Origin of the sequence: Zavarzinia sp., from assembly GCF_049306435.1 — a bacterium.
Taxonomy (GTDB): Bacteria; Pseudomonadota; Alphaproteobacteria; order Zavarziniales; family Zavarziniaceae; genus Zavarzinia.
In genome coordinates this window covers 1-23,865 of the sequence record NZ_JBAQRT010000395.1, presented here as the reverse complement: position 1 = coordinate 23,865, position 23,865 = coordinate 1, and the positions used below count along the sequence as shown (strand labels likewise).

The window sequence follows — 23,865 nt, the reverse complement described above, 5'->3', positions numbered from 1 at the left end:
CTCGAGGCCCCGGGCATCGACGTCGACGAGGACGAGCCGGGCTTTCCGCCGGGCGAAGGCGAGGCTGGTGGCAAGGCCGATGCCCGACCCGGCCCCGGTGACGACCACGGTCTTGCCCTCGAAATTGGTGATCGGCATGGTTTCTCCCCTTGGGTTTGTTTCTTCGTTAGACGGATCGGGTCCGGCGGGCGGCGCGTCCCCAGCCGATGGCGAGGAACAGCAGCACGGCGAGGGTCACGCTCGCCGGCACGATGCCGGGCAGGACGACCTCGCCCCGCACCGGCACCAGGGCTAGATGCAGCGATTGCAGCTTGTAGGGCATCACCGCGCGGTAGTCGGCGCGCGACAGCAGGTCGAGAAAGGCCCGGCGGCTGGGATAGCGCATCAGGATGACGCGGCCCCAGCCGCCTTCCGCCGGGACCGCGCCGACGACGTTGCGGCCCGCGACTTCGCCCGCGAACAGGGGCTGGGCACCGCCTTCGAGCGCCATCGGAATGACCGCCGCTTCATAGAGAGCATTGGCCTCGGCCGGTGTGCCGGCATAGGTTTCGGGAATGCCGGGTCCGGGGCGCAGCGTCTCGAAATAACGCATCAGGTTCAGCATGTAGACCGGGCGGCCGTCGTCCGCTTCGGCGAAACGGCGAACGCCGGCCAGCAGCTCGGCCTTGTCTTGCGGCGGCAGGGGCAGGTCGGCATCGAAAGCGGTGACGTAACGCTCGACTTCCGCCGCGGTCAGGGGGCTTTCCGGGCTCTGCCAGCGCCAGATACCGACGCAAGCCGCCGCCAGCAGGAGGGCGAGCAGCAGATGGAAACGAAAGTCTTTCACGATGTGGCCCCCTGAAGGAAATCGCTCAGCAGCGCGTTGACCCGCTCTGGCGCGTCGAGTTGCAGCCAATGGCCGGCGCCGGCGATCTCGTGATAGCGCCAGGACACGTCCAGCCAGCGCTGCGTTTCCGTCATCTGCTCACGGCACAGGGCGAAGTCGCCGTCGGACCACAGGCCCATGACGGGGATCGCCGCGCGCGGCCAGTCGCGCCGGAAGAACAGGGCGAAATTGGCACGGTAGTAATTGATCGCCGCGGTCAGGCGGCCCGGGCGCGACAGGCGGGCGATCCAGTGATCGGCCTCGTCCGGCATCCGGGTCAGGGTGCGGAACAGCCACCAGCCGCCGGCCCGCAGGCTGAACTCGATCACCCCGCGCAGCTGCAGCAGCACGATGTAATAGGCCATCAGCTTCTGCTTCAGCGGCGCCCCGACATAGGACGCCGGATGGCCGACCGACAGGGCGGCGTAACGCTCCACCCTGTCCGGATGTTGAAGCGCCAGCGCCCAGCCGACCAGCGCGCCCCAGTCGTGGCCTACGAGGCGCACCCGGTCGATCCCCAGGTGATCGAGCAGCGCGACGACATCGCCGACCAGCAGCGACAGGTGATAGTCCGCCTCGCGCGGCGGTGCTTCCGTCAGGCCGCAGCCGCGCAGGTCGGGCGCGATCACCCGGAAGCCGGCGCCGACCAGCGCCGGGATGGTCCGGCGCCACACCAGATGATCGTCGGGAAAGCCATGGAGCAGCAGGACGGGCTCGCCCTTGCCCTCGATATGGACGTTGAACTCGATGCCTCTCAGCCGCAGCCGGCGATCGCAGGGGCAAGGGCAGGGCATGTCTCCCGCCATGGCCGGTTTCCTCCGCTTGTCTTGCTCGTTGCCGGCACGATAAACATACCAATCAGTATGTCAATACTGTTGAGTATGTGAAGCCGGGCGACTAGGCTGGCGCCATGACCGACGCCAAGACCGCCCGCCCGGCCCGCCTGACCCGCGAGGAAAGCAAGGAACGCACGAGGGAAACCCTGATCGCGACGGCGAGCCAGCTGTTCCTGCACGCCGGTTATCAGGGCGCCACCCTCGATGCCATCGCCGCCGAGGCGGGGTTCACCAAGGGCGCCGTCTACTGGCATTTCCGGAACAAGGAGGCGCTGTTCCTCGAATTGCTGCAGCGCCAGTTGCAGGGCCAGATCCGCGAACTGGACAGTTTCCTGGCGCGGGCGACCCATGACCCCCGCGTGCTGGCGGTGGAATTGCCGGCCTGGATCGACGCATTGGACGAGCAGGATATCCCGCTGCTGGCGCTCGAACTCATGTTCGAGACCAGGCGCAATCCCGCCTTCGCCCAGAGTTTCACGGCGGTGATCGAGCGCCATCAGGCGGCGCTCACCTCGGCGCTGGCGGGCTATTTCGCGCTGACGGGCAAGCGCCCGCCGATGCCGGTCGACGTGCTGGCGCGGACCATCGTCGCCATGACCTCGGGCCTCGCCCTCGCCCGGGAGGCGAGGGGCGACCGCAAGGTGGCGTCGAGCGGACAGATCATCCGCATCCTGCTGGACCTGCCGCCCAGCGGCTGACGCCGCCGACGGGGGGAAAGACAGTCACCGTCGCGAAGGATATTCCGGGCGGAGGGCAGTCATTCCGCGGCTGAGAGCGCCCGGTTCACGGCGGCGGGTTCCCTCTCGATCACCTGGAGATAGGCGGCGAGCGCAGTATCGGCACGCTTCCCCCGGCCCTGCTCGATGTCGCGGAGGCGGCCGTAGTTGATGCGATATCGGGCGGCGAATTCCTGCTGGGTCAACCCCATGGACTTGCGAACGCGCTGGGCGAGCGCGGCCATGGCGAGCCGGTCTATTTCCGCCTCGGACATCGGCGGATTATCCGGGTCAGTCAGGGCGGCGGCGGTGATCTGCCCGTCGGTCATGGCGTCGAGGCGGCTGCGTTCGGCCGCCGACATTTTGGGCGGGTTCGCCGGATCAAGTTTGAAGCGGGCCATAGATCCTGTCCTCCTGCGTGTTGGTGCGCCGGGCCGAGATCAGCCAGCAGATATCGCCGCGCATGGTGAAGACGACGACATAGAGCTTGCCTTCGATCGCGCCGACGACCTTGAAACGGTCTTCGCCATCCTCCGCCCGGATGGTCGGGACGATCACCCGCCGGGCATCGAGAAAGACCCTCGCGGCCGACGGAAAGGTGATGCCATGTTTAGCCGCGTTGATCTCGGCCTTGGCGTCATTCCAGTCGAAAATCGTCGACTGTTCCAAGGATAAAATATGCGGAAATTCCGCAGTTGGCACAACGAAAATCGCGGAAATTCCGCAGGCGTCCGGGCGGCGCGCTTCAAATCGGCGCCGCCCTTGCCAGTGCTGACGGGATCGTGGTGGCGGTGACCGCCGTCAGCCCCCGGTGCCGATGCGGGTCAGGATATCGACGAAGCGGTCGGCATCGTCCAGCGTCAGGCACAGGGGCGGGCGGATTTTCAGCGTGTGGCCATAGGGACCGGCGGCGCCGATCAGCACGCCGTCGCGCTTCAGGGCGTTGATCACCCGGCTGGCGCTGGCACCGTCCGGGGTCGTGCCGTCGTTGCGGTCGACGATGTCGAGGCCGAGGTAGAGGCCGGCGCCCCGTACCTCGCCGATGCCGGGTACCGTACCGCGCAGGGCGGCGAGGCGCTGCTTCAGAAGGCCGCCGACCCTGGCCGCGTGGTCGATCAGGCCCTCGTCGCGCAGCACGGCGAGCACGGCGAGGCCGGCCGCCGCCGCCACCGGACTGGCGCCGAAGGTGTTGAAGTAACCATATTCATCGCACAGGTGCTGCAACAGGTCGGGCCTCGTGACGACACCGGCCAGCGGATAGCCATTGCCCATGGGCTTGCCCATGGTGACGACGTCAGGCGTCACGCCGTGGCGGGCGAAGCCCCACATGCCGCCGCCGGTGCGGCCGAAGCCGGGCTGGACCTCGTCGGCGATGAACAGACCCCCGGCCGCATGAGCGGCCGCGACCGCGGGGGCGAGGAAACCGGCCGGGTCGGCGAAGACCCCGTCCGAGGAAAAGATCGTGTCGACCAGCAGGCCGGCGAAGCCGATGCCCTTGTCCTTCAGGTCGGCGATGGCGGTGCTGACGGCAGCGGCGAAACCGGTTGCGATATCGTCGCCGTAAACCGCCGATCCCGGCGCCTCGACGATGCGAACATGGGGCGCAACACGGCCCGACACGGCGGAGGAGGGGGAGACGTCGGTCACCGCCGTCGTATTGCCGTGATAGGCGGTGCGGGTGACGACGAAACCATCGCCGCCGCTGGCCAGCCGCGCGAGGCGGAGGGCGAAGTCGTTACTCTCCGATCCCGTGCAGGTGAAGACGATGTTGGAGAGGCCGGCCGGGAAGGTGGCGAGAAGCTGTTCGGCGTAGTCGTGGATATTGTCGTAGAGATAGCGGCTGTGGGTGTTGAACTGGCCAAGCTGGGCCGAGACCGCGGCGACGACGCGCGGGTGGCAATGGCCGACCGACGGCACATTGTTGTAGAGGTCGAGGTAGGCTCTGCCGTCGGCGGTGTGGATGTAGCACCCCTCGGCCTTCACGATGTGCAGGGGCTGTTCGTAGAACAGCACGGAACTGGCGCCGAAGGTCGCCTTGCGGCGGCGCACCAGCTCCTCGACATCGCGGTCGAGGCCGGCGCCGCCCTCGAAGGCGTTCAGGGCCAGGATGCGTTTCTTGGCGGCGGTCATGGGCCTGATCCTTTCAGCGGGCATCGGCGAGGAAGCGCCGGGCGAGATCGACCGTGCCGGCGACATAGGGCACGCCCATCGCTTGCGCGGTCGGCGTCTCGGCATGGGAGGCGATCCAGGCGGTGAGCTGGATCCGCCGCATCATGATGAAGGTGGGGATGATCGCCGCTTCCGTTTCGGTCAGGGGGCGGACGCCGCGATAGCCTTCCTTCCAGGCATCGAGCAGGGCGGGAACGCGCGGATCATGTTCGATGAAGCTGATCGCCGTCGCGAAATCATAGAGATACCAGGACAGGCCGCAGTCGTCGAAATCGATCAGGGTCAGGCGGTCGCTGTCGACGAGGAGATTGGCGAGGCGAAGATCGGCATGGATCAGGCCGTAGCGCGCCTCCCTCTTGCCGTAAGCCGCGAGGCGCTCGCGGATCAGGTCGACCGCCTGCTGCACGATGGCGATGGTCTCGGGCGTCAGGCCCGGACCTTTCCGCCAGTCGCCCCAATGGGGCGTATCGCCGATCGTCGTGTCGAAATCCCAGGTGAAGCGGGTGAAGCCCGGCGGCCGGGTCCAGCCGATGGCATGGGCATGCAGCCGGGCGTGAATGGCGCCCAGCTCCCGGTACCAGGGCAGCAGGTCGCCATGAGGCGGCTCCATGCCGGGGACGAATTCGAAGGCGACGACATGGCGGGTGTGGCCGTCGTCGTCGATATCGGCGATCAGCGTGCCGTCCTGTTTCGGAATGGGCGCCGGAATGGCGAGGTCGCCGGTCGCGCGCAGCGCCTCGATCCAGGCCAGTTCCGAGACGATTTCTTCCCGCGTGTGATAGTCGGGCCGATGGACGCGGAACACCGTCCGGTCGTGTGTGATGCGGTTGGTCGCGAGGAAGGTGGCGTTTTCCGAGATGGTCAGCAGGCGCAGCTCGGTTTCGTCCCCCAGGCCCCAGAGCGGCAGGGCCCCGCGCAAGGCATTTTCGAGACGGGCGAGGAAGTCGGCTTGATACACGGGTGCGATCTCCGGCGTTTCAGCGGGGCAGCAGGGCGCGCAATTCCTGCGTCGCCATGACGTTGCAATAGATCATGTTGATGATGCGCAGTTCCGCCTCGTGCAGCTCTATGGTCGCGGCGGCGCAGGCGTCTTCCACGACGACGACGTCGAAACTCTCGTCGGCGAGGCTGCGCACGGTCGAGGCGACGCATTGATCGGTGAAGATGCCGGCGCAGATCACCGTGCGGATACCGAGGTTATGCAGGACGAGGCGAAGGTTGGTGCCGGTCAGGGCGCTGTCCGTCGTCTTGGTCACAGTGATCTCGTCGCCGCGCGGCGCGAGTTCCGGCACGATCTGCGACGGCCATTCCCCCTCGGGCAGCAACAGGTTGTTGAAGCCCGGCTTCTTCTGGCTCAGCGAGCGGTCGCGGCCGTCGCGGGTCCGGCAGGCGATGCGGGCGAACAGGCATTCGATGCCGCGCGACCGGCATTCTTCCAGCAAGGCCGCGATATTGGGGATGACCGTGCCGTTCATCCGGGCGTGGAACGGCGTCCAGGCATCATGCGCGGCGAGGGCGGCGGCATCGCTGAGGGTGGCGCGGTCGGGCCGCGCCAGATAGGTGTTCTGCACGTCGATGACGAGAAGCGCGGTCGTCGCCGGGTCCAGATCCGGGTCGTCCGGCTCCGGCGCCGAAGCGTAATAGAAGGAGCGGTTGCGCCGCTTCCAGTCCGTGATGTCTCCGGTCATGCCGGCCTCCCCTGCGGGGGCGGCAGGCTCAGACGCCGCCCGTTACCTTCACCTCGACCCGGCCCCGTTCCAGCGCCCGCGCCAGCGGCCCCGTCGGCGCGCGATCGGTGATCAGATGACCGATCTCGCCCCAGCGCCCCCAGATGGCGAGGGCGTGCTGCTCGAACTTGCCATGGTCCGCGACGATCACCGTGCCCGCCGCCCGCCGCATCATGGTCTTGTAGACCGATGCCGCCAGCGGCTCCGCCTCCGAGACCCCCTCGGCCGTGATGCCCGAGGCGCCGAGGATCGCCCAATTGGCCGAATAGCCTTCCAGGAATTCGTTGGTCTCCGGCCCGCCCATGTTGCCCTCCCGGCCATTGTAGCGGCCGGGCGCCATCAGCACGGTGATGGTCGGATTGGCCGACAGCACGGTCGCGACGCCGAAGGCATGGGTGATCACGGTGAGGTCGCGGCAGACGGCGGCGATCCGGCGCGCGGCATGGGTCGTTGTCGCCCCGCCGCCGATCAGCAGCACGTCGTTCGGCCGGATCAGCTGCGCCGCCAGCTTGGCGATGGCTTCCCGCTCCGGCACCATCATGCGGTGCCGCTCCGCGACCGTCGGCTCGCTGCCGAGGGGCCGGGCCGCGCCGCCATAGGTGCGGTTGATCAGGCCTTTTTCGCCCAGCTCGAACAGGTCGCGCCGGATCGTCTCGGTCGAGACGTCGAGGGCTTCCGCCAGCTCCGACACCCGCAAGCTCGAGGAGGCCATCAGTTCCTTCACGATATGCTCGTGCCGGGCCCGCTTGCCCAGCCGCCGGGCGGGGTTTTCCTTCTCCGTCATGCCGTGTCTCGCACTCCCTCGCGCGCATGGTCATTGCGCCTGCCGCCGCCGATAGACGTATAGGACGAGACCGCCGAGGCCAAGGGCGAGGGCGGCGCCCAGCGTGCTCATGGTGCCGAGCGCGGGCACCATCGGCGTATAGCCGGCGACCATCTTGGCATAGAGCCACTTGGGGATCGTCGAATCCGCCCCGGCGGTATAGAGCGACAGCGGGAAATTGCCCCAGGACAGCAGGAAGGCGAACAACATCCCCGACCAGATGCCCGGCCACAGCAGGGGCAGGGTCACCTCGCGGAACACCTGCCAGCGGCTGCAGCCGAGGTCATAGGCCGCTTCCTCCAGCGTCGGATCGAAGCCATAGACCTGGATCGAGATGACGAGGGTGACGACCGGCACGATCCAGACGAGATGGGCGAAGACCGCCGTGATCCAACTGGTCTGGATGCCCAGCGCCGAGAACCACAACAGAAGGGCGAGGCCCAGCACCGGCTGGGGGAAGAAGATCGGCAGCAGCACGATCTTCTGGAACAGCCGGCGTCCCTTCCAGTCGTAGCGGGCGAAGGCGAGGGCGCCGAAGAAGGCGATGACGACCGACAGAAGGGTGACCGTGATGGCGACCGCGAAGGAGGTCCGGGTCAACATGCCGATCTCGAAGGATTCGGCGGTCTTGCCCCACCATTCCAGCGAATAGTCGCGCACCGGAAAACCGAAGTAGCGGCCCTTGGACAGGCTGGCCAGCGCCCCGCAGACGATAGGCAGATAGATCGCGACGAGGACGAGGATCGTCCACAGGGTGACGAAGGCGCGGCTGCGGCGGGCATTGATATCCATCTCAGCGCCTCCCTAGCAGGCGGTCGAGGTCGAGCTTGCCGAAGACCGCGAGGGTCAGCACCCCGATGAACAGCGTGATGACGACCGCGAGGGCGGAGCCGAGCGGCCAGTTCTGCGAATAGGTGAAGGCGATCTCGATGTCATGGGCGATGACGATGACCGATTGTCCGCCCAGGATCTTGGCCTCGGCGACCGCGCCGATACCGAGGACGAAGGTCAGCAGCATCCCGATCAATATGCCCGGCATGGCGAGGGGCAATTCCACCTCGCGCCAGATCTGCAGGCGCGAGGCGCCGAGATCGCGCGCCGCGTCGACGAGGTCCTTGGGCACCATGGCGAGGCCCAGCGTCATCGGGAACAGCATGAAGGGCAGGTAGGTATAGACCATGCCGGCGAGGATCATGGCGGGGGTGAACAAGATGTCCGGCCCGCCCCCGAAGCCCGCGGCCTTCAGGCTGCCGTCGAGCACGCCGTTCTTGATGAAGAACAGCACCCAACCGTAGAGCCGGACGTTTTCCGAAACGAAGAGCGGGAAGACGAACAGGACGGACACCAGCGACGACCAGCGCCCGAACAGCCGGTCCATGCCATAGGCGATGGGATAGGCGAAGACGGCCAGCAGGGCGACGGTCGCCACGGCGAAGAGGCCCGACCACAGGAACGATAGCCACACCGTGTTGCTGGTGTCGAAGATGCCGGCGTAATTCTCGAGGGTGAAGGACGAGAAGACGTCGAAGCTGCGCGGCGTCGCAAAGGAATAGGCGATGATCGCGACGAGCGGCGCGACGAAGCCCGCGAGCAGAAGCAGGGCGACGGGCAGGGCGGCTCTCGTGCCGGCGGCGGGCAGGCGCAGGGCCATGGCCTCAGCTCCCCACCACGATCGCGTCGCGGGCATCGAAGCCGAGGCGGACGCGGGCATCGCGCGCGGCATTGGCGAGGCGGCCGCGCGGCACTTCGACCAGCATCACCTTGTTCCCGACATGGACCTGATACTGCAGGCGGGAGCCGAGGGAATATTCGTTGTAGACGGTGCCTTCGAGGCAATTGTCCGCCGTCTCGCCTTCGTCCAGCAGGCGCATGAATTCCGGGCGGACGACGACGAAGGCGCGGGCCGCGCTCTCGTCCTTCGGCGGGCGGATCGTGTAGGTGCCGGGCAGGTCGATGCCCTGCCAGGTGCCGGCGGCGGATTTCTCCACCTCGATCACATTCACCTCGCCGACGAATTCGGAGACGAAACGGTCGGCCGGCGTCGCGTAGATTTCCTCGGGCGTGCCGACCTGCACGATCTTGCCGGCGCGCATCACGCCGATCCGGTCGGACATCACCATGGCTTCTTCCAGGCTGTGGGTGATGTAGATGAAGGTCTTGCCCGTCTCGCGGTGCAGGTCCTTCAATTCCTTCTCCAGGATCTTCTTCAGCTTGTAGTCGATGGCCGACAGGGGCTCGTCGAAGAACAGGACTTCCGGGTCGTAGGCGAGGGCGCGGGCCAGGGCCACGCGCTGCCGCTCCCCGCCCGAGCATTTCATCACGTTCTTGCCGTGGTAATCGGCGGGCAGGCGGACGACGCGCATGAGTTCGAGGGCGCGGGCCTTCCGCGTTTCCTTGTCGACGCCACGGACCTTCAGCGGGAATTCGATATTGTCGCCCACGGTCTTGTGGGGAAACAGGGCGAGCGACTGGAAGACGAGGCAGGTCGGCCGCTTGTTGGGCGGCACGTCGTTGATCAGCTCGCCATGCAGGGTGATATTGCCTTCGCTCGGCACATCCATGCCGGCCAGCATCCGCAGCAGGGTGGTTTTCCCTGAGCCGGACGGCCCGACGATGGTCAGGAATTCGCCCTGGCGGACATCGAGATCGATGCGGTCGACGGCGACGAAATCGCCGAAGGTCTTGCGGACCCCGACGAGTTGCAGGATGGGCTTAGGCTTCTTCACGTCGCTCGACATGACCCCTCACGCATTACAGAAGAAGATGCACCGCCCCGGCGGGGGGCGGTGCAATTCGATCAGCCGCGCACGCGCTTGGCCGCGTTCATGATGTCGAGTGCCTTGTCGTAGTCGGGCACGATGTCGTATTCGATCGAACGGGCCATTTCCTCCTCGAGGCTGTCCCACTGGATCGCTTCCAGCTCTTCCTTGGTGAAGAGCTTGTAACAATCGGGATTGCCCATCTGGGCGACCGGGTTGAAGGTGCCCTCGGCGAAGGCGACCGTGTGGGCGACATCCGGGGCCTGGACATATTTCAGGAATTCGACGGCGAGGGGGCTCGGCGCCGGATTGTTGACGAGGGAGGTCACCTCGATCCACGAAATGCCGCCCTTGCCGCCGGCCATCGGACCTTTCAGCGGGGTGATGCCGCGCAGTTGCGGATAGCCGTCGGCCCGGGCGGGCGAGACAGAATAGGTGCCGCCGGTCAGATGCAGGTCGATCTCGCCCGAGACCAGGGCCTGGTTCATGGTCGCGATGTCGCCGATCATCCTGGCGCCCTTGAACACCTTCTTCGCGGTCTCGGAGAAGGTCGCGAGTTCGGCGTCGGTGTGAATCTTGAAGGGATCGATGCCGGCGATCACGAAGAGACCGAAGACATTCCAGTCGTCCGATTCGAGGATGCCGTATTTCCCGGCGAGGGCGGGATCGTTGAACAGGTCCCAGCCGGTGTCTTCCGCGGTCTTGCGGCTGATCTTGTCGGTGTTGACGACGAAGCTGTAGGGGCCGAAGCGCTGCACGCTGCCGATCAGCTCGGTGCCGGTCTCGTCCATGGCCCATTTGTAGGGCCATTTGAACTGGGGCAGCATCTTGCCGAAGAAGGGCTCGAACTCGGCCTTGGGCAGCGGCTTGATCAGCTTTTCCGGCAGCATGACCTTGCGCGCCCAGGGGTTGTTCACATTGATCAGGTCCCAGGTCGCAATCTCGCCGGCGCGCAGGCGGTTGATCATGGTCGGGTCATTGGTCAGGCTTTCCGCCTTCACCGTCGCCGATTTCGCCGCGCGGAACGGGTCGAGCACCTGGGCGGAGTTGTAACCCTCCCAGCACAGGATGTTCAGCTCCTTGTCCCTTGCGGCGAAGGCCGAACGGGACGTCATCATCGGGCCGCCGGCAGCCAGCGCCCCGGCCGCCATACCCTTCAGAACCGACCGCCTCGAGAGATTCATGACCGTGCCCTTTCGCTGGATTGGTGCAGCGGATTCCCCGCAAGTTGTGCCACAAATGTTGGACTTGTGACTGACTGTGTTGGAGATTGGGGGTGTTCTGCGGGCTTTACAACATTTTTTTTGCAGTGCACCCTCGGCCAACTTCACACCGATCGGAGACAGGGCATGTTCGAATCTCTCGCCGGCAGCACGGTCATCGTCACCGGGGGCAGCAAGGGTATCGGCAAGGGCATCGCGAAGCGTTTCGGCAAGGCCGGCTTCAACGTCCTCGTCGTCTCCCGCCATCTGGAGGAGGCGGAAAAGACGGCGGCGGAGATCGGCGCCAACGCCTCGGCCCATGCCGCCGATGTCTCGGACCTCGATGCCTGCAAGGCGATGGCGGCCACGGCGCTCGAGCGCTATGGCAGCATCGACGTGCTCTGCGCCAATGCCGGCATCTTCCCCTCGGCCAAGCTCGACGTGATGACCTCGGCCGATTTCGACCATGTGTTGGGCACCAACCTGCGCTCCACCTTCGCCAGCGTCTCGGCCGTGCTGCCGGCGATGAAGGCGAAGACCTGGGGCCGCATCGTCGTCACCTCCTCGATCACCGGGCCGATCACCGGCTATCCCGGCTGGGCCCATTACGGCGCCTCCAAGGCGGGCCAGCTCGGCTTCATCCGCACGGCCGCGATCGAACTCGCGCCCTTCGGCATCACCATCAACGCGGTGATGCCCGGCAATATAAGGACCGAAGGTCTGGACGGCCTCGGCGCCGACTATCTCGCCAAGATGGAAGGCTCGATCCCGATGAAGCGCCTCGGCTCGGTCGACGATATCGCCAACGCGGCGCTGTTCTTCGCCTCGAAGGAGGCGGCCTATGTCACCGGCCAGAACATCGTCGTCGACGGCGGTCAGGTCCTGCCCGAATCCCTCATGGCCCTCGAAGAAATCGGCTGATCCCATCGCCCTCTCCGCCCTGGAGGGCGGAGAGGGGCTTTCTCGCGAAGGCGCCTCGTCCTTTAGTGCCGTTGGCATCGTCGGCAATGCCGTGCACAGTGACTGTCAGGGAGAAACAACCGAGGAGGCGGGAAGCCGGAACACCGGCGGCCGTAATCCATGCTCTCGCCCGTCGACCATATCCGCGAGATCGAGCGGGTCGGCGCGGGGGCTGACAGCGACCGGGATCCGACGGTCGTCCAGTCCTGGCTGCGCTGCATCCGCGACCATCGCCTCGACCCGGCACAGGCTTGTGAAGCCTATATCGTGCCGGACGGGCGCCTGCGCGAGCATCGCCAGCAGTCGGAAGACCTGATCGCCATCGCCCGTTCCGGGCTCGAAGGCCTGTACCGCCATATCGCCGGCCAGAATTACGTCCTGCTGCTGGCCGACCGCCAGGGCGTCACCGTCGATTTCCTGGGCGATCCGCAGTGGAACGGGCAATTGCGGAAAGCCGGGCTCTATCTCGGCGCCGAATGGTCGGAGGCGCGGGCGGGGACCTGCGCGGTCGGCGCCTGCATCGAGCAGGGCGAGGCCCTGACCATTCACCAGACCGATCATTTCGACAATACCCACACGCCGCTGTCCTGCACCGCCGCGCCGATCTATCGGGCCGATGGCGAACTGGCGGCGGTGCTCGACATCTCGCTGCTGTCGTCGCCGATCCAGAAGACCAGCCAGCGGCTGGCGCTTCATCTCGTCAGCGCGACGGCGCGGCGGATCGAACTGGCCAACCTGATGGCACAGGCCCGGCACGATTGGGTGCTGCGCTTCGCCCGGTCGCCGGAATTCCTCGACGTCGATCCGGAAGCGGCGATCTCGGTCGATGCCTCCGGCCGCATCCGGGGCATGACCCATGGTGGCGCGCGCATTCTGGCGGCGGCCGCAGGCGGCGACTGGCGCCGGCCCGACCGGCTGATCGGCCGGCCCCTGTCCGACTATTTCACCATGGATGTCGACGACCTGCCGGAGCTGACCCGGCGCCGCCCGACCCACGACCGGCTGCTGGTGGCAAGGGACGGCAACAGTCTCTTCGCCCATGCGATCGAGCCGCAGCACAAGGTCGCCCGCAGCCTGCTGCCCCGGCGGGACGAGATCCCGGCGCCCCTCCGCGCCCTCGGCGGCGCCGACCCGAAGATGGAGGCCTTGCAGGTCCGGGCGGCGAAACTGGCGCCGAAGCCTGTACCGATCCTCATTCAGGGCGAGACCGGCACGGGCAAGGAATTCCTCGCCCGCGCGCTGCATGACGGCAGCGGCCTGTCCGGCCCCTATGTCGCGGTCAATTGCGCGGCGATCCCCGAAACCCTGATCGAGAGCGAGCTGTTCGGCCATGCCCCCGGCGCCTTCACCGGCGCGGCGGCGGGCGGGCGCAAGGGCCTGATCGAGGCGGCGGACGGCGGCACCCTGTTCCTCGACGAGATCGGCGACATGCCGCTGGTGTTGCAGGCGAGGCTGCTGCGCGTCCTCGCCGAAAAGGAAGTGACGCCCGTCGGCGCGACCCGGCCGCGTGCCGTTTCGGTGCGCATTCTTTCCGCCTCGCACCGCGACCTCGCGGAGCTGGTGGCGGCGGGGCGCTTCCGGGCCGATCTCTATTACCGGCTGAACGCCGCGACCCTGACCCTGCCGCCCTTACGCGCGCGGCGGGATTTCGACTGGGTGCTGGATCGCCTGCTCGAGCGTTACCGGCCGAAGGGCGGCGCGCTCGCGCTGTCGGCCCCGGCGCGCGACCTGCTGCGGGGCCATGACTGGCCGGGCAATATCCGCGAACTCGACAATGCGATTGCCGTCGCCGCCGCCCTGTGCGAGGGCGGCCGGATCGAGGTCGCCGACCTGCCGGAACATTTCCAGATGCCTGTGCCCGCGAGCGATCCGCGCCGCGCAGCGCTGGAGGTGATGCTGCGCGATTGCCGGGGCAATGTCTCGGAGGCGGCCCGCCGCCTTGGCCTCGACCGGACGACGGTGCACCGCCAGATGAAGCGTTTCGGCCTCGGGGTGTAGCGCCGCAGCTGTGGCGCCCGCGCGCGCCCGTGCCGCAGCTGCGACGAGGCATTCCGCCATTCCCGGACTGGCACGGGACTTGCCATTTCTTCCTCAAGCATAACAGGGAGGAAACCATGCTCGACACCAGTCCATCGACCCGCGTGAACGCGGTGCTCAGCCGCCTCGACGAAGCCTTCGCGAAAGGCGATATCGAGGGGGCGGTCGATCTCTTCGCCACCGATTGCTATTGGCGCGATCTCGTCACCCTGACCTGGAACCTGAAGACCATGGAAGGGCGGGACGAGGTCCACGCCATGCTGCAAAGCCAGCTGGCCGAGATCGCCCCGCGCGGCTTCGTGCAGGACGCCGCCCAGGCGGCCACGGAAGCGGGCGGCGTCACCGACGGCTGGTTCGAATTCGAGACCGCTCGGGCCAGGGGTTACGGCCATATCCGCATCCGCGACGGCCGCATCTGGACCCTGCTGACCACCATGAGCGAACTCAAGGGTTACGAGGAACCGAAGGGCGTCCACCGGCCCCTGGGCGCCGAACACGGCCACGACCGCAACCGCAAGACCTGGGCCGAGAAGCGCGCGCAGGAAGCGCGGGAACTCGGCTACGAGACCCAGCCCTATGTGCTGGTGATCGGCGGCGGTCAGGGCGGCATTGCCCTCGGCGCCCGGCTGCGCCAGCTCGGCGTTCCCACCATCATCATCGAGAAGAACGCGCGGCCGGGCGATTCCTGGCGCAAGCGCTACAAGTCGCTCTGCCTGCACGACCCGGTCTGGTACGATCACCTGCCCTATATTCCCTTCCCCGAGAACTGGCCGGTGTTCACCCCCAAGGACAAGGTCGGCGACTGGCTGGAGATGTATACGCGGGTGATGGAGCTGAACTACTGGTCCTCCACCACCTGCAAATCCGCCCGTTTCGACGAAGACGCCAGGGAATGGGTGGTGACGGTCGAGCGCGAGGGCAGGCAAGTCGTGCTGCGGCCGAAGCAGCTCGTCCTCGCCACCGGCATGTCGGGCAAGCCCAATGTGCCGAAATTCGAGGGCCAGGATATCTTCAAGGGCGAGCAGCAACATTCGTCCCAGCACCCCGGGCCCGATGCCTATGCCGGCAAAAGGGTCGTCGTCATCGGCTCCAACAATTCCGCCCACGATATCTGCGCCGCGCTGTGGGAGGCGGGGGCGGATGTCACCATGGTGCAACGCTCCTCGACCCATATCGTGCGATCGGACACGCTGATGGATATCGGCCTCGGCGATCTCTATTCCGAGCGGGCGGTGGCCTCGGGCGTGACCACACGAAAGGCCGATCTCATCTTCGCCTCGCTGCCCTACCGGATCATGCACGAGTTTCAGATCCCGCTTTACGACCGGATGCGCGAGCGGGACAAGGATTTCTACGACAGGCTGGAGGCGGCCGGTTTCATGCTCGACTGGGGCGACGACGGCTCGGGCCTCTTCATGAAATACCTGCGCCGGGGCTCGGGCTATTACATCGACGTCGGCGCCTGCGATCTCGTCATCGACGGCTCGATCAAACTGAAGTCGGGCAGCGACGTCAGTCACCTGACCGAGGATGCGGTGGTGCTGAAGGATGGCACGATACTGCCGGCCGATCTCGCCGTCTATGCGACGGGCTATGGCTCGATGAACGGCTGGGCCGCCGACCTGATCAGCCGCGAGGTCGCGGACAAGGTCGGCAAATGCTGGGGCCTCGGCTCCGGCACGACCAAGGACCCGGGGCCGTGGGAGGGCGAGCAGCGCAACATGTGGAAGCCGACGCAGCAGGAAGCGCTGTGGTTCCACGGCGGCAACCTGCATCAGTCGCGCCACTATTCGCAATATCTGTCGCTGCAGCTGAAGGCCCGCATGGAAGGCCTGCCGACGCCGGTCTACGGCCTGCAAGAGGTCCATCACAAGGGTTGACCGGCCCACCTCCGGGGTCCGGCGGGGCAGGGGCGGCGGTGCCAGAGACGCCGCCCCTGTTCCTTATGGGCTTATTCCGCCGCCCGGGCGCGGGGGATGGCGTTCAGATGGTTCAGGCGAGCGAGGGCGGCGTCATATTCGCGGCGGAAGCGGGCGACCAACTCGCCCGCCGGCAGCACGGCGTCGATCGGGCCGATGCCCTGGCCGCAACCCCAGATGTCACGCCAGGCCTTGGCGCCGGCATTGCCGCCCGAGCCGAAGTTCATCTTGCTGGGATCGGATTCCGGCAGGTGATCGGGGTCGAGACCGGCATTGACGATGGAGGGGCGCAGGTAGTTGCCGTGCACGCCGGTGAAGAGGTTCGTGTAGACGATATCCTCGCCGCCGCAATCGACCACGGCCTGCTTGTAGGCTTCGGTCGCATTGGCTTCCCTGGTCGCGATGAAGGCCGAGCCGATGTAACCGAAGTCGGCGCCCATGGCCTGGGCCGCCAGGATGGAATCGCCCCGGGCGATGCAGCCCGACAGGGCGAGCGGGCCCTTGAACCAGCTGCGGATTTCCTGGATGAGGGCGAAGGGCGACAGGGTGCCGGCATGGCCGCCGGCGCCGGTCGCGACCGCGATCAGCCCGTCCGCGCCCTTCTCGACCGCCTTGTGGGCGAAGGTCTGATTGATGACGTCATGCATCACGATGCCGCCATAGGAATGGATGGCCGCGAAGACATCTTCCCGGGCACCGAGCGAGGTGATGACCACGGGCACCTTGTATTTCACGCACATCTCGACGTCGTGCTGCAGCCGGTCGTTGGACTTGTGCACGATCTGGTTGACGGCGAAGGGGGCGGAGGGCGCCTCCGGATGGTCGCGGTCGAAGGCGGCCAGTTCCTCGGTGATCCGGTGCAGCCATTCGTCGAGCTGGGCGGAGGGGCGCGCGTTGAGCGCCGGGAAGGAGCCGACGATGCCGGCCTTGCACTGGGCGATGACCAGGTCGGGGTTCGAGACGATGAACAGGGGCGCGGCGATCGCGGGCAGGGACAGGCGACGGCGCAGGCCCTCGGTCACGCCGTCGGTGGGGTCGATGATCATGTTTCCTCTCCTCACGAATTGATTATGCGCGGCTTGGAAACACTGTTACCATAAGAAACATCGTTACCACAAGGGCGCAAACAGTGACTGTCGACTTCGATGCGCGGCAATCGCGCGCGGAACTGCGGGAAGACCTGCGGGCGGCCCTGCTCGCCGCCGCCGCCCGCCTGATCTCGGAGGAAGGGCTGGGCGCCCTCGCGCTGCGCCGCCTGGCCGAGCGGGTGAATGTCTCGACGAAGGCGGTCTATACGCTGTTCGGCGGCAAGGAGGGGCTGATGGAAGCCCTCTATGTCCATGCCTTCGACGGTATCGCCAGTTTCGAGCCCGAGATCTTGAACATCGCCTCGCCCCAGCGCCGCATTCTCGAACTCCTGCGCTCCTACCGGCGCTATGCCCTGGCGCGGCCCGACCTTTATGCCGTGATGTTCGGCGATGCCGCCATGGGCCTGTCGCCATCCGCCGAGAGCCGGCGCCACGCCTGGAACACCACGCGGCCCATGCGCCAGGCCTTGCGCGAATGCCGGCCCGGCATGACCGCGGAGGAAGCGGATTTCATCATGCGCGCCCTATGGTCGGCGGTGCATGGCATCGTCAGCCTGGAGCTGCGCCAGTTGATCGGCGGCCACGACATGGCGACCCGCCTGTTCGACGAGAGTTTCACCGGCCTGTTGCGGCACTTCGGCGTGCCGTTCGATAGGGAATTGTTGAAAGAGTGAGGCGGGAGGACCCGGCCCTCCCGCCTCACCTCCCGTATCAATCCATCGTCATCCCGGCGAAGGCCGGGATCTCGCCAAAGCAAGGGCGCATTCCCTGCGCGAGGTTCCGGCCTTCGCCGGAACGACGATCTTCATGTTTCAGCGCTTCACGGTGATCGTCTGCACGTTGGTATATTCGAGCAGGCCGGCCTCGCCATTCTCGACCCCGAGGCCCGACTGCTTGTGGCCTGCGAAGGCGGCGAGGGGGGAGAGGTGCTGGGTCTCGTTGATCCAGACGTTGCCGGTCTCCAGCAATTCGCCTATGGCCAGCGCCTTTTCCGCGTCCGACGACCAGACCGAGCCGCCGAGGCCATAGTCGCTGGCATTGGCCTTGGCCACCGCTTCCTCGATGCTGTCGACCTTGAGAAGGGGCAGGATGGGGCCGAACTGTTCTTCCCGCACGATGCGGGAATCCTCCGGCGGATTGTCGAGGATGGTCACCGGCACGAAGTAACCCGGGCCTTCCGACGCCTCGCCGCCCAGCAGGAAGCTGTGGCCGTTCTTCTTCGAATCCGCGATCAGGTCGAGCACGCGGGCATATTGCTGCTTGTTCTGCACCGGGCCGATCTGGGTGCCCTGTTCGGTGCCGTCGCCGACCTTCACCGTCCGGGCATAATCGACGATGGCATCCTTCAGGGGCTCGTAGACATCCTTGTGGATATACATGCGCTTCGAGGCGATGCAGATCTGGCCATTGTTGCGGAAGGCGGCCCAGAACAATTCGGGCGCGACCTTGTTCACATCGACGTCGGGCAGCACGATGGCGGCATCATTGCCGCCGAGTTCCAGCGTCACCCGCTTCAGCGAGGAGGAGGCGGATTCCATCACCCGGCGCCCGGTCTGGGTCGAGCCGGTGAAGGCGACCTTGTCGATGCCGGGATGCGAGGTGATCCAGGGGCCGAGGGCATCGCCGCCCGAGACGATGTTGAGGACGCCCGGCGGCAGCAGGTCGCGCAGCAACTCACCGATCTTCAGCGTGGTCAGCGGCGTGAAGGGCGAGGGCTTCAGCACGATCGTATTGCCGGCGAGCAGCGCCGGGCTGATCTTGAAGAAGGCGAGGATGACCGGGAAATTCCACGGCGAAATGGCGCCGACGACACCGATCGGGACATGGCGGGTGATGCTTTTGCGCTCGGCCGAATCCTCGTTCACGATCTCGGGCAGGTTCAGCGTCGCCGTGCCCTGCACGAACATGCCGGTGCCGCCGACCTCGAATTCCGCATCGGCATAGGGCTTGCCCTGTTCGAGGGTGAGCAGGCGGCGCAGCGGCTCGATATGGGCGAAGATGCGGCCGGCGATTTCATTCAGCAGCGCGCGGCGCGTCTCGATCGGCGTCGCGCGCCAGCCGGGAAAGGCGGCGCGGGCGGCGGCCACCGCCTCGTCCAGCTGCTCGCGCGAGCAATCGGGCGCCTGCGCGATCACCGTTTCATTGGCGGGGTTCAGCACGGGGAAGGACCCCGCCCCGGCGACACCCTTGCCGCCGATGGTCATGGTGAAATCGGCTTCGAAATTCATCGTTTCTCTCCCACTTCGTTTCTTGTTCGCCCGCGCCGTCACGCCGGATACGAAACCGCGAGACTATGAGCCCCGGGGCGGGGCGAGACCATCCCTTCGGATAGGTGGGGGTGGGCAAAACTCTCGCAGCCCCGCATTCATTGGCGTTCTGCTGCGCCGCAACCAACAGCGTGCCGGCGCCATTGTTACCGTCGCAAGTCAAAGTTCGCTTTTGTCCTTGGCAAACGCATGTACACTCCGCCGCAGTATTGGGCTTTACCCAAACCGAATCGCATTTGCCGGGAGTTGTCGACGTGGCGACCTTCAAGGAATTGATCAGCGATTACGCCGCTCAGACCGGGCTGGAGCCCAAGGTGGCCGACAAGGCCCTGCGCGGTGTAATCACCTTCATCGCAACCCGCACCGCCAAGGGCGAGAAGATCCGCCTGCCGGGTCTCGGCACCTTCGAGGTGAAGAAGCGGCCGGCCCGCAAGGGGCGCAATCCCCAGACCGGCGCCGCGATCAAGATCAAGGCCAGCTCGCGCCTCGGCTTCAAGCAGGCGGCGACCCTCGCCGTCGCCGCGCCCGCGCCGAAAAAGGCCAAACCGGTGAAAGCCGCCAAGGTCGAGGTGAAGGAAGAGGCGAAGCCGGCCAAGGCCGCGAAGGCCAAGGCCGTCAAGGCGGCGCCCGCTCCCGCGCCCGAGCCGGTGAAGCCGGCCAAGGCGGCGAAGCCCGCCAAGGCCAAGGCCGCCCCGGCGGCCAAGCCGGTCGAAGTGAAGGCGGAAAAGCCGGCGCGCAAGAAAGCCGCCAAGGCCTGATGCAGGCCGCCGCCCTTTCCTGCGCGTCATCCCGGCCTTCGCCGGGATGACGCGGGAGGGAGGGCGCGCTCTTGTTCAGGAATCGTCGTTCCGGCGAAGGCCGGAACCTCGATCCGCGTAGGGCGTGGGACCGTGTGGCCTTAGAGGTTACGGCGTGTCCCGCGCCGCCGCGATCATCGCATCCTCGATCAGCCACAGCCGGTCCTGACCCCAGGTCGCTGTCCGGCCGAAGCGCAAGGACGGCACGCCCCACAGACCCGCATCAACCATGGCCTGGCGGTTGGCTTCCGCCGTTGCCCGCCAGCCTTCGTCCGTCAGGGCGGCCCGGGCCTCGTTCCAATCGAGACCGGCGCGTTCCACCATCTGGCGCAGGCCCGCTTCCGTCCCGGCGTCGATGCCATCGGCGAAGGCGCCTTGCAGGAAGGACAGGGCGAAGGCCCGGGCCTTCGCCGCATCGGTCTTGATCGCGAAGGCGAGAATGGCGAGGCCCCGGGCCACCGGCTCGCCCAGTGGATCGGCGATGCGGCCGAAGGGCAGGGCTTCCGACCGCGCTTCCCGCGCCGTGTCGCGCACGATATAGAGCCGCTTGGCCGCCGGCACCGGCAGACCGCGCGTGACCATGGGCAGCAAGAAACGAAGATCGAGGTCGGCGCCGTAATGATCGGCGAGGGCGAAAACGCGCGGCAGCACGATATAGGAATAGGGCGAGCGGAAGGACAGGAACAGGTCCAGCCGCCGCCCGGCCAGCCGGCCCCGGCATCGCGCCGGCAGCCTCAGGATATCGCGGGGATGAAGGATCGTCGGCCCGCCATCCCGCCGCCGGGCGCCCAGGTCTTCCAGCCGCCGCTCCAGATAATGCAGCCGGTCGAGGCCCCAGTACCACTCCCCGGCATAGTGAAAGGTGGCGCCCAGATAATGGCCCAGGCGCTCGCGCAAGATTGCCCCCGTCGTGAGGGCGGCCGTGGCGTCGCTGCCGCTGGCCGGGGTCTCGCCGCGCCAGGCATCGGCCGTGATCGCGGCCGCCGACGAAGCGAAACTGCCGTCTTCGATGACCCGCAGCAGCCGTCTCTCCCCCGCGCGGGCGGCGGCCTCATCCATCGGCGCCGACAGATCGGGCACGCTTAGACCCAGATGGGCGGCTAGGCTGGCCGCGTCCTTCCTTGCATAGGCGTCCAGCATCGCGCGCTCGGGCGCGGCCCAATCGGGCGGCGGCGGCACCAGATGCGGGCGGAGCAAAACGCCCTGGCGAGCGGCGAGGGCGGGCAGGGCCATGGCCGCCAGCAGGCTGTAGGGGTCGCGGATATCGTGGAAATAGTCGATCTCGTGATGTCGGTGGCGCAGGCGGCGGCGGCTTTCCGCGATTCGGCGGCGCAGCCGGTTCAGGTGCTCGCTGGTCACGAGCCGGCTCGCCTCGCGGGCGAGCAGACGGCGCAGGGACATGATGTCCTCCCCCTCCCGGGCCTTGTCGGTGGCCCTTGTTCTTGCCGTTGCGGCGGGTAGAAGATAATGAGATTCATTAGACCGCGCAAGGCGCGGGCGCGGCTTGCCGCCGGCCGGCGCGGCCCCTATCCTGAGCATCAAACGACAAGAACGAGGGGAGTGACATGATCGATCTCTATACGGCGCCGACGCCGAACGGCTGGAAGGCTTCGGTCACGCTGGAGGAACTGGGGCTTCCCTACGCGGTCCATGCCGTCAACATCATGGCGGGCGAACAGAAGACGCCGGAATTCCTGGCGATCAACCCGAACGGCCGCATCCCCGCCATCGTCGACCGGGACGAGGGGGACTTCGCCGTCTTCGAATCCGGCGCTCTGATGATCTATCTCGCCGAGAAGGCGGGGGCGCTGCTGCCGGCCGAGCGCAAGGCCCGTTCCCGCGTCATCCAGTGGCTGATGTTCCAGATGGGCGGCGTCGGCCCGATGATGGGCCAGGCCAATGTCTTCCATCGTTACATGCCCGAAAAAATCCCGGTCGCCATCAACCGCTACCAGACCGAGGCGAAGCGCCTGCTGACGGTGCTCGACACGCAGCTGGCCGGCGCGGAATTCCTGGCCGGCGATTATTCGATCGCCGATATCGCCAATTTCTGCTGGGCGCGCACGCACAGCTGGTCGGGCGTCGCCATCGACGACCTGCCCAACCTCACCCGCTGGCTGGCGGCGGTCGAGGCGCGGCCGGCGGTGCAGCGCGGCCTGAAGGTGCCCTTCGATATTTCCGAAGTGTTCAAGGGCGAGGATGCGGGCAAGCGCTTCGCCGAAAGCGCCCGCACCATCGTCACCGGCGGCGACAAGACCTGACCGCCGCCGCGACGATTGGCAGCGGGCGGGGCCTTTGCCCATCTGCTATGTCAGGCGGGTGAGGGGCCAGTGAGGATTTCATGGCACAGACGATCTACGAACAGATCGGCGGGGAAGAAGGCGTCCGCCGCCTCACCCGCCGCTTCTACACCCTGATGGATGAATTGCCGGTGGCGGCGGCCTGCCGCGCCGTGCATGGTCCGTCGCTCGAAGGCGCCGAACAGAAGCTGTTCGACTATCTGACCGGCTGGCTGGGCGGCCCGCCGCTCTATACCGACAAGCACGGCCATCCCATGCTGCGTGCCCGCCATCTGCCCTTCGCCATCGGCGAAGAAGAAATCGAGGGCTGGCTGACCTGCTTCGCCTATGCCTGGGCCGAGGTCGCGGCGGACCTTCCGGCGCGCGACATCGTCATGCGCAAGGTGGTCGAATTGGGCCGCCACATGCGCAACAAGGACGTGGAGCCGGTTCAGAAGGTGACTTCCCTGCTGTAATAGGGCAGGCCGATCCGGCGGGGGGTATGGAGGCCTTCCGCCGTCACCTTGTTCAGATGGGCGGCGATTTCTTCCATGCTGGCGAACCAGACGCCGCCCTTGCCCTGCATCTCGTCGATCATGCGGGCAATGGCGTCGAGCCGTGACGGCCGCGCGCTGACCCAGGGGTGCCAGACCCCGACCCAGACCCCGCCATAACGCCAGGCCGCGTCGAATTCCGCCATGAACACGGATTTCGCCTCGTCGGGGGAGCGCACGGTCATCTGATAGCCGAAGTCCGGGGCGTGGACATATTGCGGCCAGTCGTCCAGCGCCCAGCTGCTGGGGATCTCGACGAAGGAGCCGCCACCGGCGGCATCGACCATATGGGGCACGTCGTCGGTCATCAGCGAGGCGTCATAGGCGAAGCCGTATTTGACCAGAAGATCCGCCGTCGCCGACGAGAAATTATAGAGCGGGGCGCGGAAGCCGCGCGGCTTTTGCCCGGTCATGCGGTGGATGGTCTCGACCGCGCGGGCGAACAACTCCTCCTGCCGGTCGACGGGCAGGGCGTTGTAATTTTCGTGGATATAGCCGTGATGGGCGATCTCGTGGCCGCCCTTCAGGATGGCCTCGACCAGATGCGGATAAGTCTCCATGCACCAGGCGGGATAGAAGAAGGTCTGCTTCAGGCCCCGCTCGGCATAGAGGCGCAGGATGCGCGGCACCGCGATCTCGTCGTAGCGCAGCCAGGATGTGGTGGCGACCAGCTCCCTGGCCTTCGTCCCCTGTTCCATGTGAAGGCTGCTGTCGGTGTCGATGTCGAAAGTGAAGGCGACGGCACAGCGCGCGCCATGGGGCCAGGGCACCGGGTTCTCGATCATCGACGCATCTCCCTCTACGGCACTTGTATCGTCATGAGGGAGAGGTCTCGTCGCAAGATCCCGGCCTTCGCCGGGATGACGA

Annotated in this window: 24 protein-coding genes; 8 read left to right on the top strand and 16 right to left on the bottom strand. The window is 66.7% G+C overall.

Annotated elements, in window-relative coordinates; genetic code table 11:
- Window positions 1-166: 166 nt before the first annotated feature.
- Together WAZ62_RS22355 and WAZ62_RS22350 are read right to left on the bottom strand one after the other, a co-directional pair.
- Complete coding sequence (locus WAZ62_RS22355; RefSeq protein WP_422645729.1) at window positions 167-826, bottom strand: hypothetical protein; 660 nt, start codon at window positions 824-826, stop codon at window positions 167-169.
- Window positions 823-1,671, bottom strand: coding sequence for an alpha/beta fold hydrolase (locus WAZ62_RS22350; protein ID WP_422645728.1), 849 nt, complete (start codon window positions 1,669-1,671; stop codon window positions 823-825). The genes WAZ62_RS22355 and WAZ62_RS22350 overlap by 4 nt, the downstream gene beginning before the upstream one ends.
- Window positions 1,672-1,775: 104 nt before the next feature.
- Here WAZ62_RS22350 and WAZ62_RS22345 point away from each other — a divergent pair, with 104 nt between their 5' ends.
- Entirely contained in the window at window positions 1,776-2,399 is a 624-nt protein-coding gene (locus WAZ62_RS22345) for a TetR/AcrR family transcriptional regulator (protein ID WP_422645727.1), read from the top strand.
- A 59-nt stretch (window positions 2,400-2,458) separates the two neighbouring features.
- On the opposite strand, the gene WAZ62_RS22340 is transcribed toward WAZ62_RS22345, so the two are convergent.
- From WAZ62_RS22340 to WAZ62_RS22295, 10 genes are all read right to left on the bottom strand, one after another.
- Window positions 2,459-2,818, bottom strand: coding sequence for a helix-turn-helix domain-containing protein (locus tag WAZ62_RS22340; RefSeq protein WP_422645726.1), 360 nt, complete (start codon window positions 2,816-2,818; stop codon window positions 2,459-2,461).
- The gene (locus tag WAZ62_RS22335; protein WP_422645725.1) at window positions 2,799-3,086 is read right to left on the bottom strand and encodes a BrnT family toxin; all 288 of its coding nucleotides are present in this window, start codon (window positions 3,084-3,086) and stop codon (window positions 2,799-2,801) included. Before WAZ62_RS22335 ends, WAZ62_RS22340 begins: the two co-directional genes overlap by 20 nt.
- 132 nt (window positions 3,087-3,218) lie before the next feature.
- Complete coding sequence (locus WAZ62_RS22330) at window positions 3,219-4,547, bottom strand: aspartate aminotransferase family protein (RefSeq protein WP_422645724.1); 1,329 nt, start codon at window positions 4,545-4,547, stop codon at window positions 3,219-3,221.
- 13 nt (window positions 4,548-4,560) lie between these two features.
- Window positions 4,561-5,544: a phosphotransferase enzyme family protein gene (locus WAZ62_RS22325; protein ID WP_422645723.1), complete on the bottom strand. Its 984-nt coding sequence runs from the start codon at window positions 5,542-5,544 to the stop codon at window positions 4,561-4,563.
- 19 nt (window positions 5,545-5,563) lie between these two features.
- A complete protein-coding gene (locus WAZ62_RS22320) occupies window positions 5,564-6,274 on the bottom strand; it encodes a cysteine hydrolase family protein (protein WP_422645722.1) in 711 nt (236 codons plus the stop codon).
- Between the two features lie 28 nt (window positions 6,275-6,302).
- The gene (locus tag WAZ62_RS22315) at window positions 6,303-7,097 is read right to left on the bottom strand and encodes a DeoR/GlpR family DNA-binding transcription regulator (protein ID WP_422645721.1); all 795 of its coding nucleotides are present in this window, start codon (window positions 7,095-7,097) and stop codon (window positions 6,303-6,305) included.
- 30 nt (window positions 7,098-7,127) lie between these two features.
- Complete coding sequence (locus tag WAZ62_RS22310; RefSeq protein ID WP_422645720.1) at window positions 7,128-7,928, bottom strand: ABC transporter permease; 801 nt, start codon at window positions 7,926-7,928, stop codon at window positions 7,128-7,130.
- Window position 7,929: 1 nt separating this feature from the next.
- Window positions 7,930-8,787, bottom strand: coding sequence for an ABC transporter permease (locus tag WAZ62_RS22305; RefSeq protein WP_422645719.1), 858 nt, complete (start codon window positions 8,785-8,787; stop codon window positions 7,930-7,932).
- Window positions 8,788-8,791: 4 nt separating this feature from the next.
- Window positions 8,792-9,874 carry an ABC transporter ATP-binding protein gene (locus WAZ62_RS22300; RefSeq protein WP_422645718.1) on the bottom strand — a complete coding sequence of 361 codons (1,083 nt, stop codon included), beginning with the start codon at window positions 9,872-9,874 and terminating at the stop codon, window positions 8,792-8,794.
- A 59-nt stretch (window positions 9,875-9,933) separates the two neighbouring features.
- Window positions 9,934-11,079, bottom strand: a complete 1,146-nt coding sequence (locus tag WAZ62_RS22295; protein ID WP_422645717.1) for an ABC transporter substrate-binding protein — start codon at window positions 11,077-11,079, stop codon at window positions 9,934-9,936.
- Between the two features lie 165 nt (window positions 11,080-11,244).
- On the opposite strand from WAZ62_RS22295, the gene fabG reads away from it, so the two are divergent.
- The 3 genes from fabG to WAZ62_RS22280 all read left to right on the top strand — a co-directional run bounded on the left by fabG (window position 11,245) and on the right by WAZ62_RS22280 (window position 15,974).
- Complete coding sequence (gene fabG / locus WAZ62_RS22290; RefSeq protein WP_422645716.1) at window positions 11,245-12,018, top strand: 3-oxoacyl-ACP reductase FabG; 774 nt, start codon at window positions 11,245-11,247, stop codon at window positions 12,016-12,018.
- Between the two features lie 159 nt (window positions 12,019-12,177).
- A complete protein-coding gene (locus WAZ62_RS22285; RefSeq protein ID WP_422645715.1) occupies window positions 12,178-14,055 on the top strand; it encodes a sigma-54-dependent Fis family transcriptional regulator in 1,878 nt (625 codons plus the stop codon).
- A 116-nt stretch (window positions 14,056-14,171) separates the two neighbouring features.
- Window positions 14,172-15,974, top strand: coding sequence for an NAD(P)/FAD-dependent oxidoreductase (locus tag WAZ62_RS22280; RefSeq protein ID WP_422645714.1), 1,803 nt, complete (start codon window positions 14,172-14,174; stop codon window positions 15,972-15,974).
- Between the two features lie 71 nt (window positions 15,975-16,045).
- Here WAZ62_RS22280 and WAZ62_RS22275 read toward each other — a convergent pair whose 3' ends face one another.
- Complete coding sequence (locus WAZ62_RS22275) at window positions 16,046-17,059, bottom strand: NAD(P)H-dependent flavin oxidoreductase (RefSeq protein WP_422645713.1); 1,014 nt, start codon at window positions 17,057-17,059, stop codon at window positions 16,046-16,048.
- An 83-nt stretch (window positions 17,060-17,142) separates the two neighbouring features.
- On the opposite strand from WAZ62_RS22275, the gene WAZ62_RS22270 reads away from it, so the two are divergent.
- Window positions 17,143-17,775, top strand: coding sequence for a TetR/AcrR family transcriptional regulator (locus WAZ62_RS22270; protein ID WP_422645712.1), 633 nt, complete (start codon window positions 17,143-17,145; stop codon window positions 17,773-17,775).
- A gap of 138 nt (window positions 17,776-17,913) precedes the next feature.
- On the opposite strand, the gene WAZ62_RS22265 is transcribed toward WAZ62_RS22270, so the two are convergent.
- Window positions 17,914-19,329 carry an aldehyde dehydrogenase family protein gene (locus WAZ62_RS22265; protein ID WP_422645711.1) on the bottom strand — a complete coding sequence of 472 codons (1,416 nt, stop codon included), beginning with the start codon at window positions 19,327-19,329 and terminating at the stop codon, window positions 17,914-17,916.
- Window positions 19,330-19,622: 293 nt separating this feature from the next.
- On the opposite strand from WAZ62_RS22265, the gene WAZ62_RS22260 reads away from it, so the two are divergent.
- The gene (locus WAZ62_RS22260; protein WP_422645710.1) at window positions 19,623-20,126 is read left to right on the top strand and encodes an HU family DNA-binding protein; all 504 of its coding nucleotides are present in this window, start codon (window positions 19,623-19,625) and stop codon (window positions 20,124-20,126) included.
- Between the two features lie 147 nt (window positions 20,127-20,273).
- Here WAZ62_RS22260 and WAZ62_RS22255 read toward each other — a convergent pair whose 3' ends face one another.
- Entirely contained in the window at window positions 20,274-21,566 is a 1,293-nt protein-coding gene (locus WAZ62_RS22255; protein ID WP_422645709.1) for a DsbA family protein, read from the bottom strand.
- Between the two features lie 164 nt (window positions 21,567-21,730).
- Here WAZ62_RS22255 and WAZ62_RS22250 point away from each other — a divergent pair, with 164 nt between their 5' ends.
- Both WAZ62_RS22250 and WAZ62_RS22245 read left to right on the top strand, forming a co-directional pair.
- A complete protein-coding gene (locus tag WAZ62_RS22250; protein ID WP_422645708.1) occupies window positions 21,731-22,426 on the top strand; it encodes a glutathione S-transferase family protein in 696 nt (231 codons plus the stop codon).
- Between the two features lie 80 nt (window positions 22,427-22,506).
- Window positions 22,507-22,920, top strand: a complete 414-nt coding sequence (locus WAZ62_RS22245) for a group II truncated hemoglobin (protein ID WP_422645707.1) — start codon at window positions 22,507-22,509, stop codon at window positions 22,918-22,920.
- Here WAZ62_RS22245 and WAZ62_RS22240 read toward each other — a convergent pair.
- A complete protein-coding gene (locus tag WAZ62_RS22240; protein ID WP_422645706.1) occupies window positions 22,896-23,783 on the bottom strand; it encodes a polysaccharide deacetylase family protein in 888 nt (295 codons plus the stop codon). The two genes, WAZ62_RS22245 and WAZ62_RS22240, sit on opposite strands and share 25 nt — an antisense overlap.
- Window positions 23,784-23,865: the final 82 nt, after the last annotated feature.

Excerpts from the sequence above, each read along its gene's own strand:
- WAZ62_RS22295 (WP_422645717.1), bottom strand. The coding sequence starts at position 11,079 with ATGAATCTCTCGAGGCGGTCGGTTCTGAAGGGTATGGCGGCCGGGGCG.
- WAZ62_RS22305 (WP_422645719.1), bottom strand. The coding sequence starts at position 8,787 with ATGGCCCTGCGCCTGCCCGCCGCCGGCACGAGAGCCGCCCTGCCCGTC.
- WAZ62_RS22350 (WP_422645728.1), bottom strand. The coding sequence starts at position 1,671 with ATGGCGGGAGACATGCCCTGCCCTTGCCCCTGCGATCGCCGGCTGCGG.
- WAZ62_RS22280 (WP_422645714.1), top strand. The coding sequence starts at position 14,172 with ATGCTCGACACCAGTCCATCGACCCGCGTGAACGCGGTGCTCAGCCGC.
- WAZ62_RS22250 (WP_422645708.1), top strand. The coding sequence starts at position 21,731 with ATGATCGATCTCTATACGGCGCCGACGCCGAACGGCTGGAAGGCTTCG.
- fabG (WP_422645716.1), top strand. The coding sequence starts at position 11,245 with ATGTTCGAATCTCTCGCCGGCAGCACGGTCATCGTCACCGGGGGCAGC.
- WAZ62_RS22245 (WP_422645707.1), top strand. The coding sequence starts at position 22,507 with ATGGCACAGACGATCTACGAACAGATCGGCGGGGAAGAAGGCGTCCGC.
- WAZ62_RS22300 (WP_422645718.1), bottom strand. The coding sequence starts at position 9,874 with ATGTCGAGCGACGTGAAGAAGCCTAAGCCCATCCTGCAACTCGTCGGG.
- WAZ62_RS22345 (WP_422645727.1), top strand. The coding sequence starts at position 1,776 with ATGACCGACGCCAAGACCGCCCGCCCGGCCCGCCTGACCCGCGAGGAA.
- WAZ62_RS22255 (WP_422645709.1), bottom strand. The coding sequence starts at position 21,566 with ATGTCCCTGCGCCGTCTGCTCGCCCGCGAGGCGAGCCGGCTCGTGACC.
- WAZ62_RS22240 (WP_422645706.1), bottom strand. The coding sequence starts at position 23,783 with ATGATCGAGAACCCGGTGCCCTGGCCCCATGGCGCGCGCTGTGCCGTC.
- WAZ62_RS22320 (WP_422645722.1), bottom strand. The coding sequence starts at position 6,274 with ATGACCGGAGACATCACGGACTGGAAGCGGCGCAACCGCTCCTTCTAT.
- WAZ62_RS22285 (WP_422645715.1), top strand. The coding sequence starts at position 12,178 with ATGCTCTCGCCCGTCGACCATATCCGCGAGATCGAGCGGGTCGGCGCG.
- WAZ62_RS22265 (WP_422645711.1), bottom strand. The coding sequence starts at position 19,329 with ATGAATTTCGAAGCCGATTTCACCATGACCATCGGCGGCAAGGGTGTC.
- WAZ62_RS22340 (WP_422645726.1), bottom strand. The coding sequence starts at position 2,818 with ATGGCCCGCTTCAAACTTGATCCGGCGAACCCGCCCAAAATGTCGGCG.
- WAZ62_RS22310 (WP_422645720.1), bottom strand. The coding sequence starts at position 7,928 with ATGGATATCAATGCCCGCCGCAGCCGCGCCTTCGTCACCCTGTGGACG.
- WAZ62_RS22330 (WP_422645724.1), bottom strand. The coding sequence starts at position 4,547 with ATGACCGCCGCCAAGAAACGCATCCTGGCCCTGAACGCCTTCGAGGGC.
- WAZ62_RS22315 (WP_422645721.1), bottom strand. The coding sequence starts at position 7,097 with ATGACGGAGAAGGAAAACCCCGCCCGGCGGCTGGGCAAGCGGGCCCGG.
- WAZ62_RS22275 (WP_422645713.1), bottom strand. The coding sequence starts at position 17,059 with ATGATCATCGACCCCACCGACGGCGTGACCGAGGGCCTGCGCCGTCGC.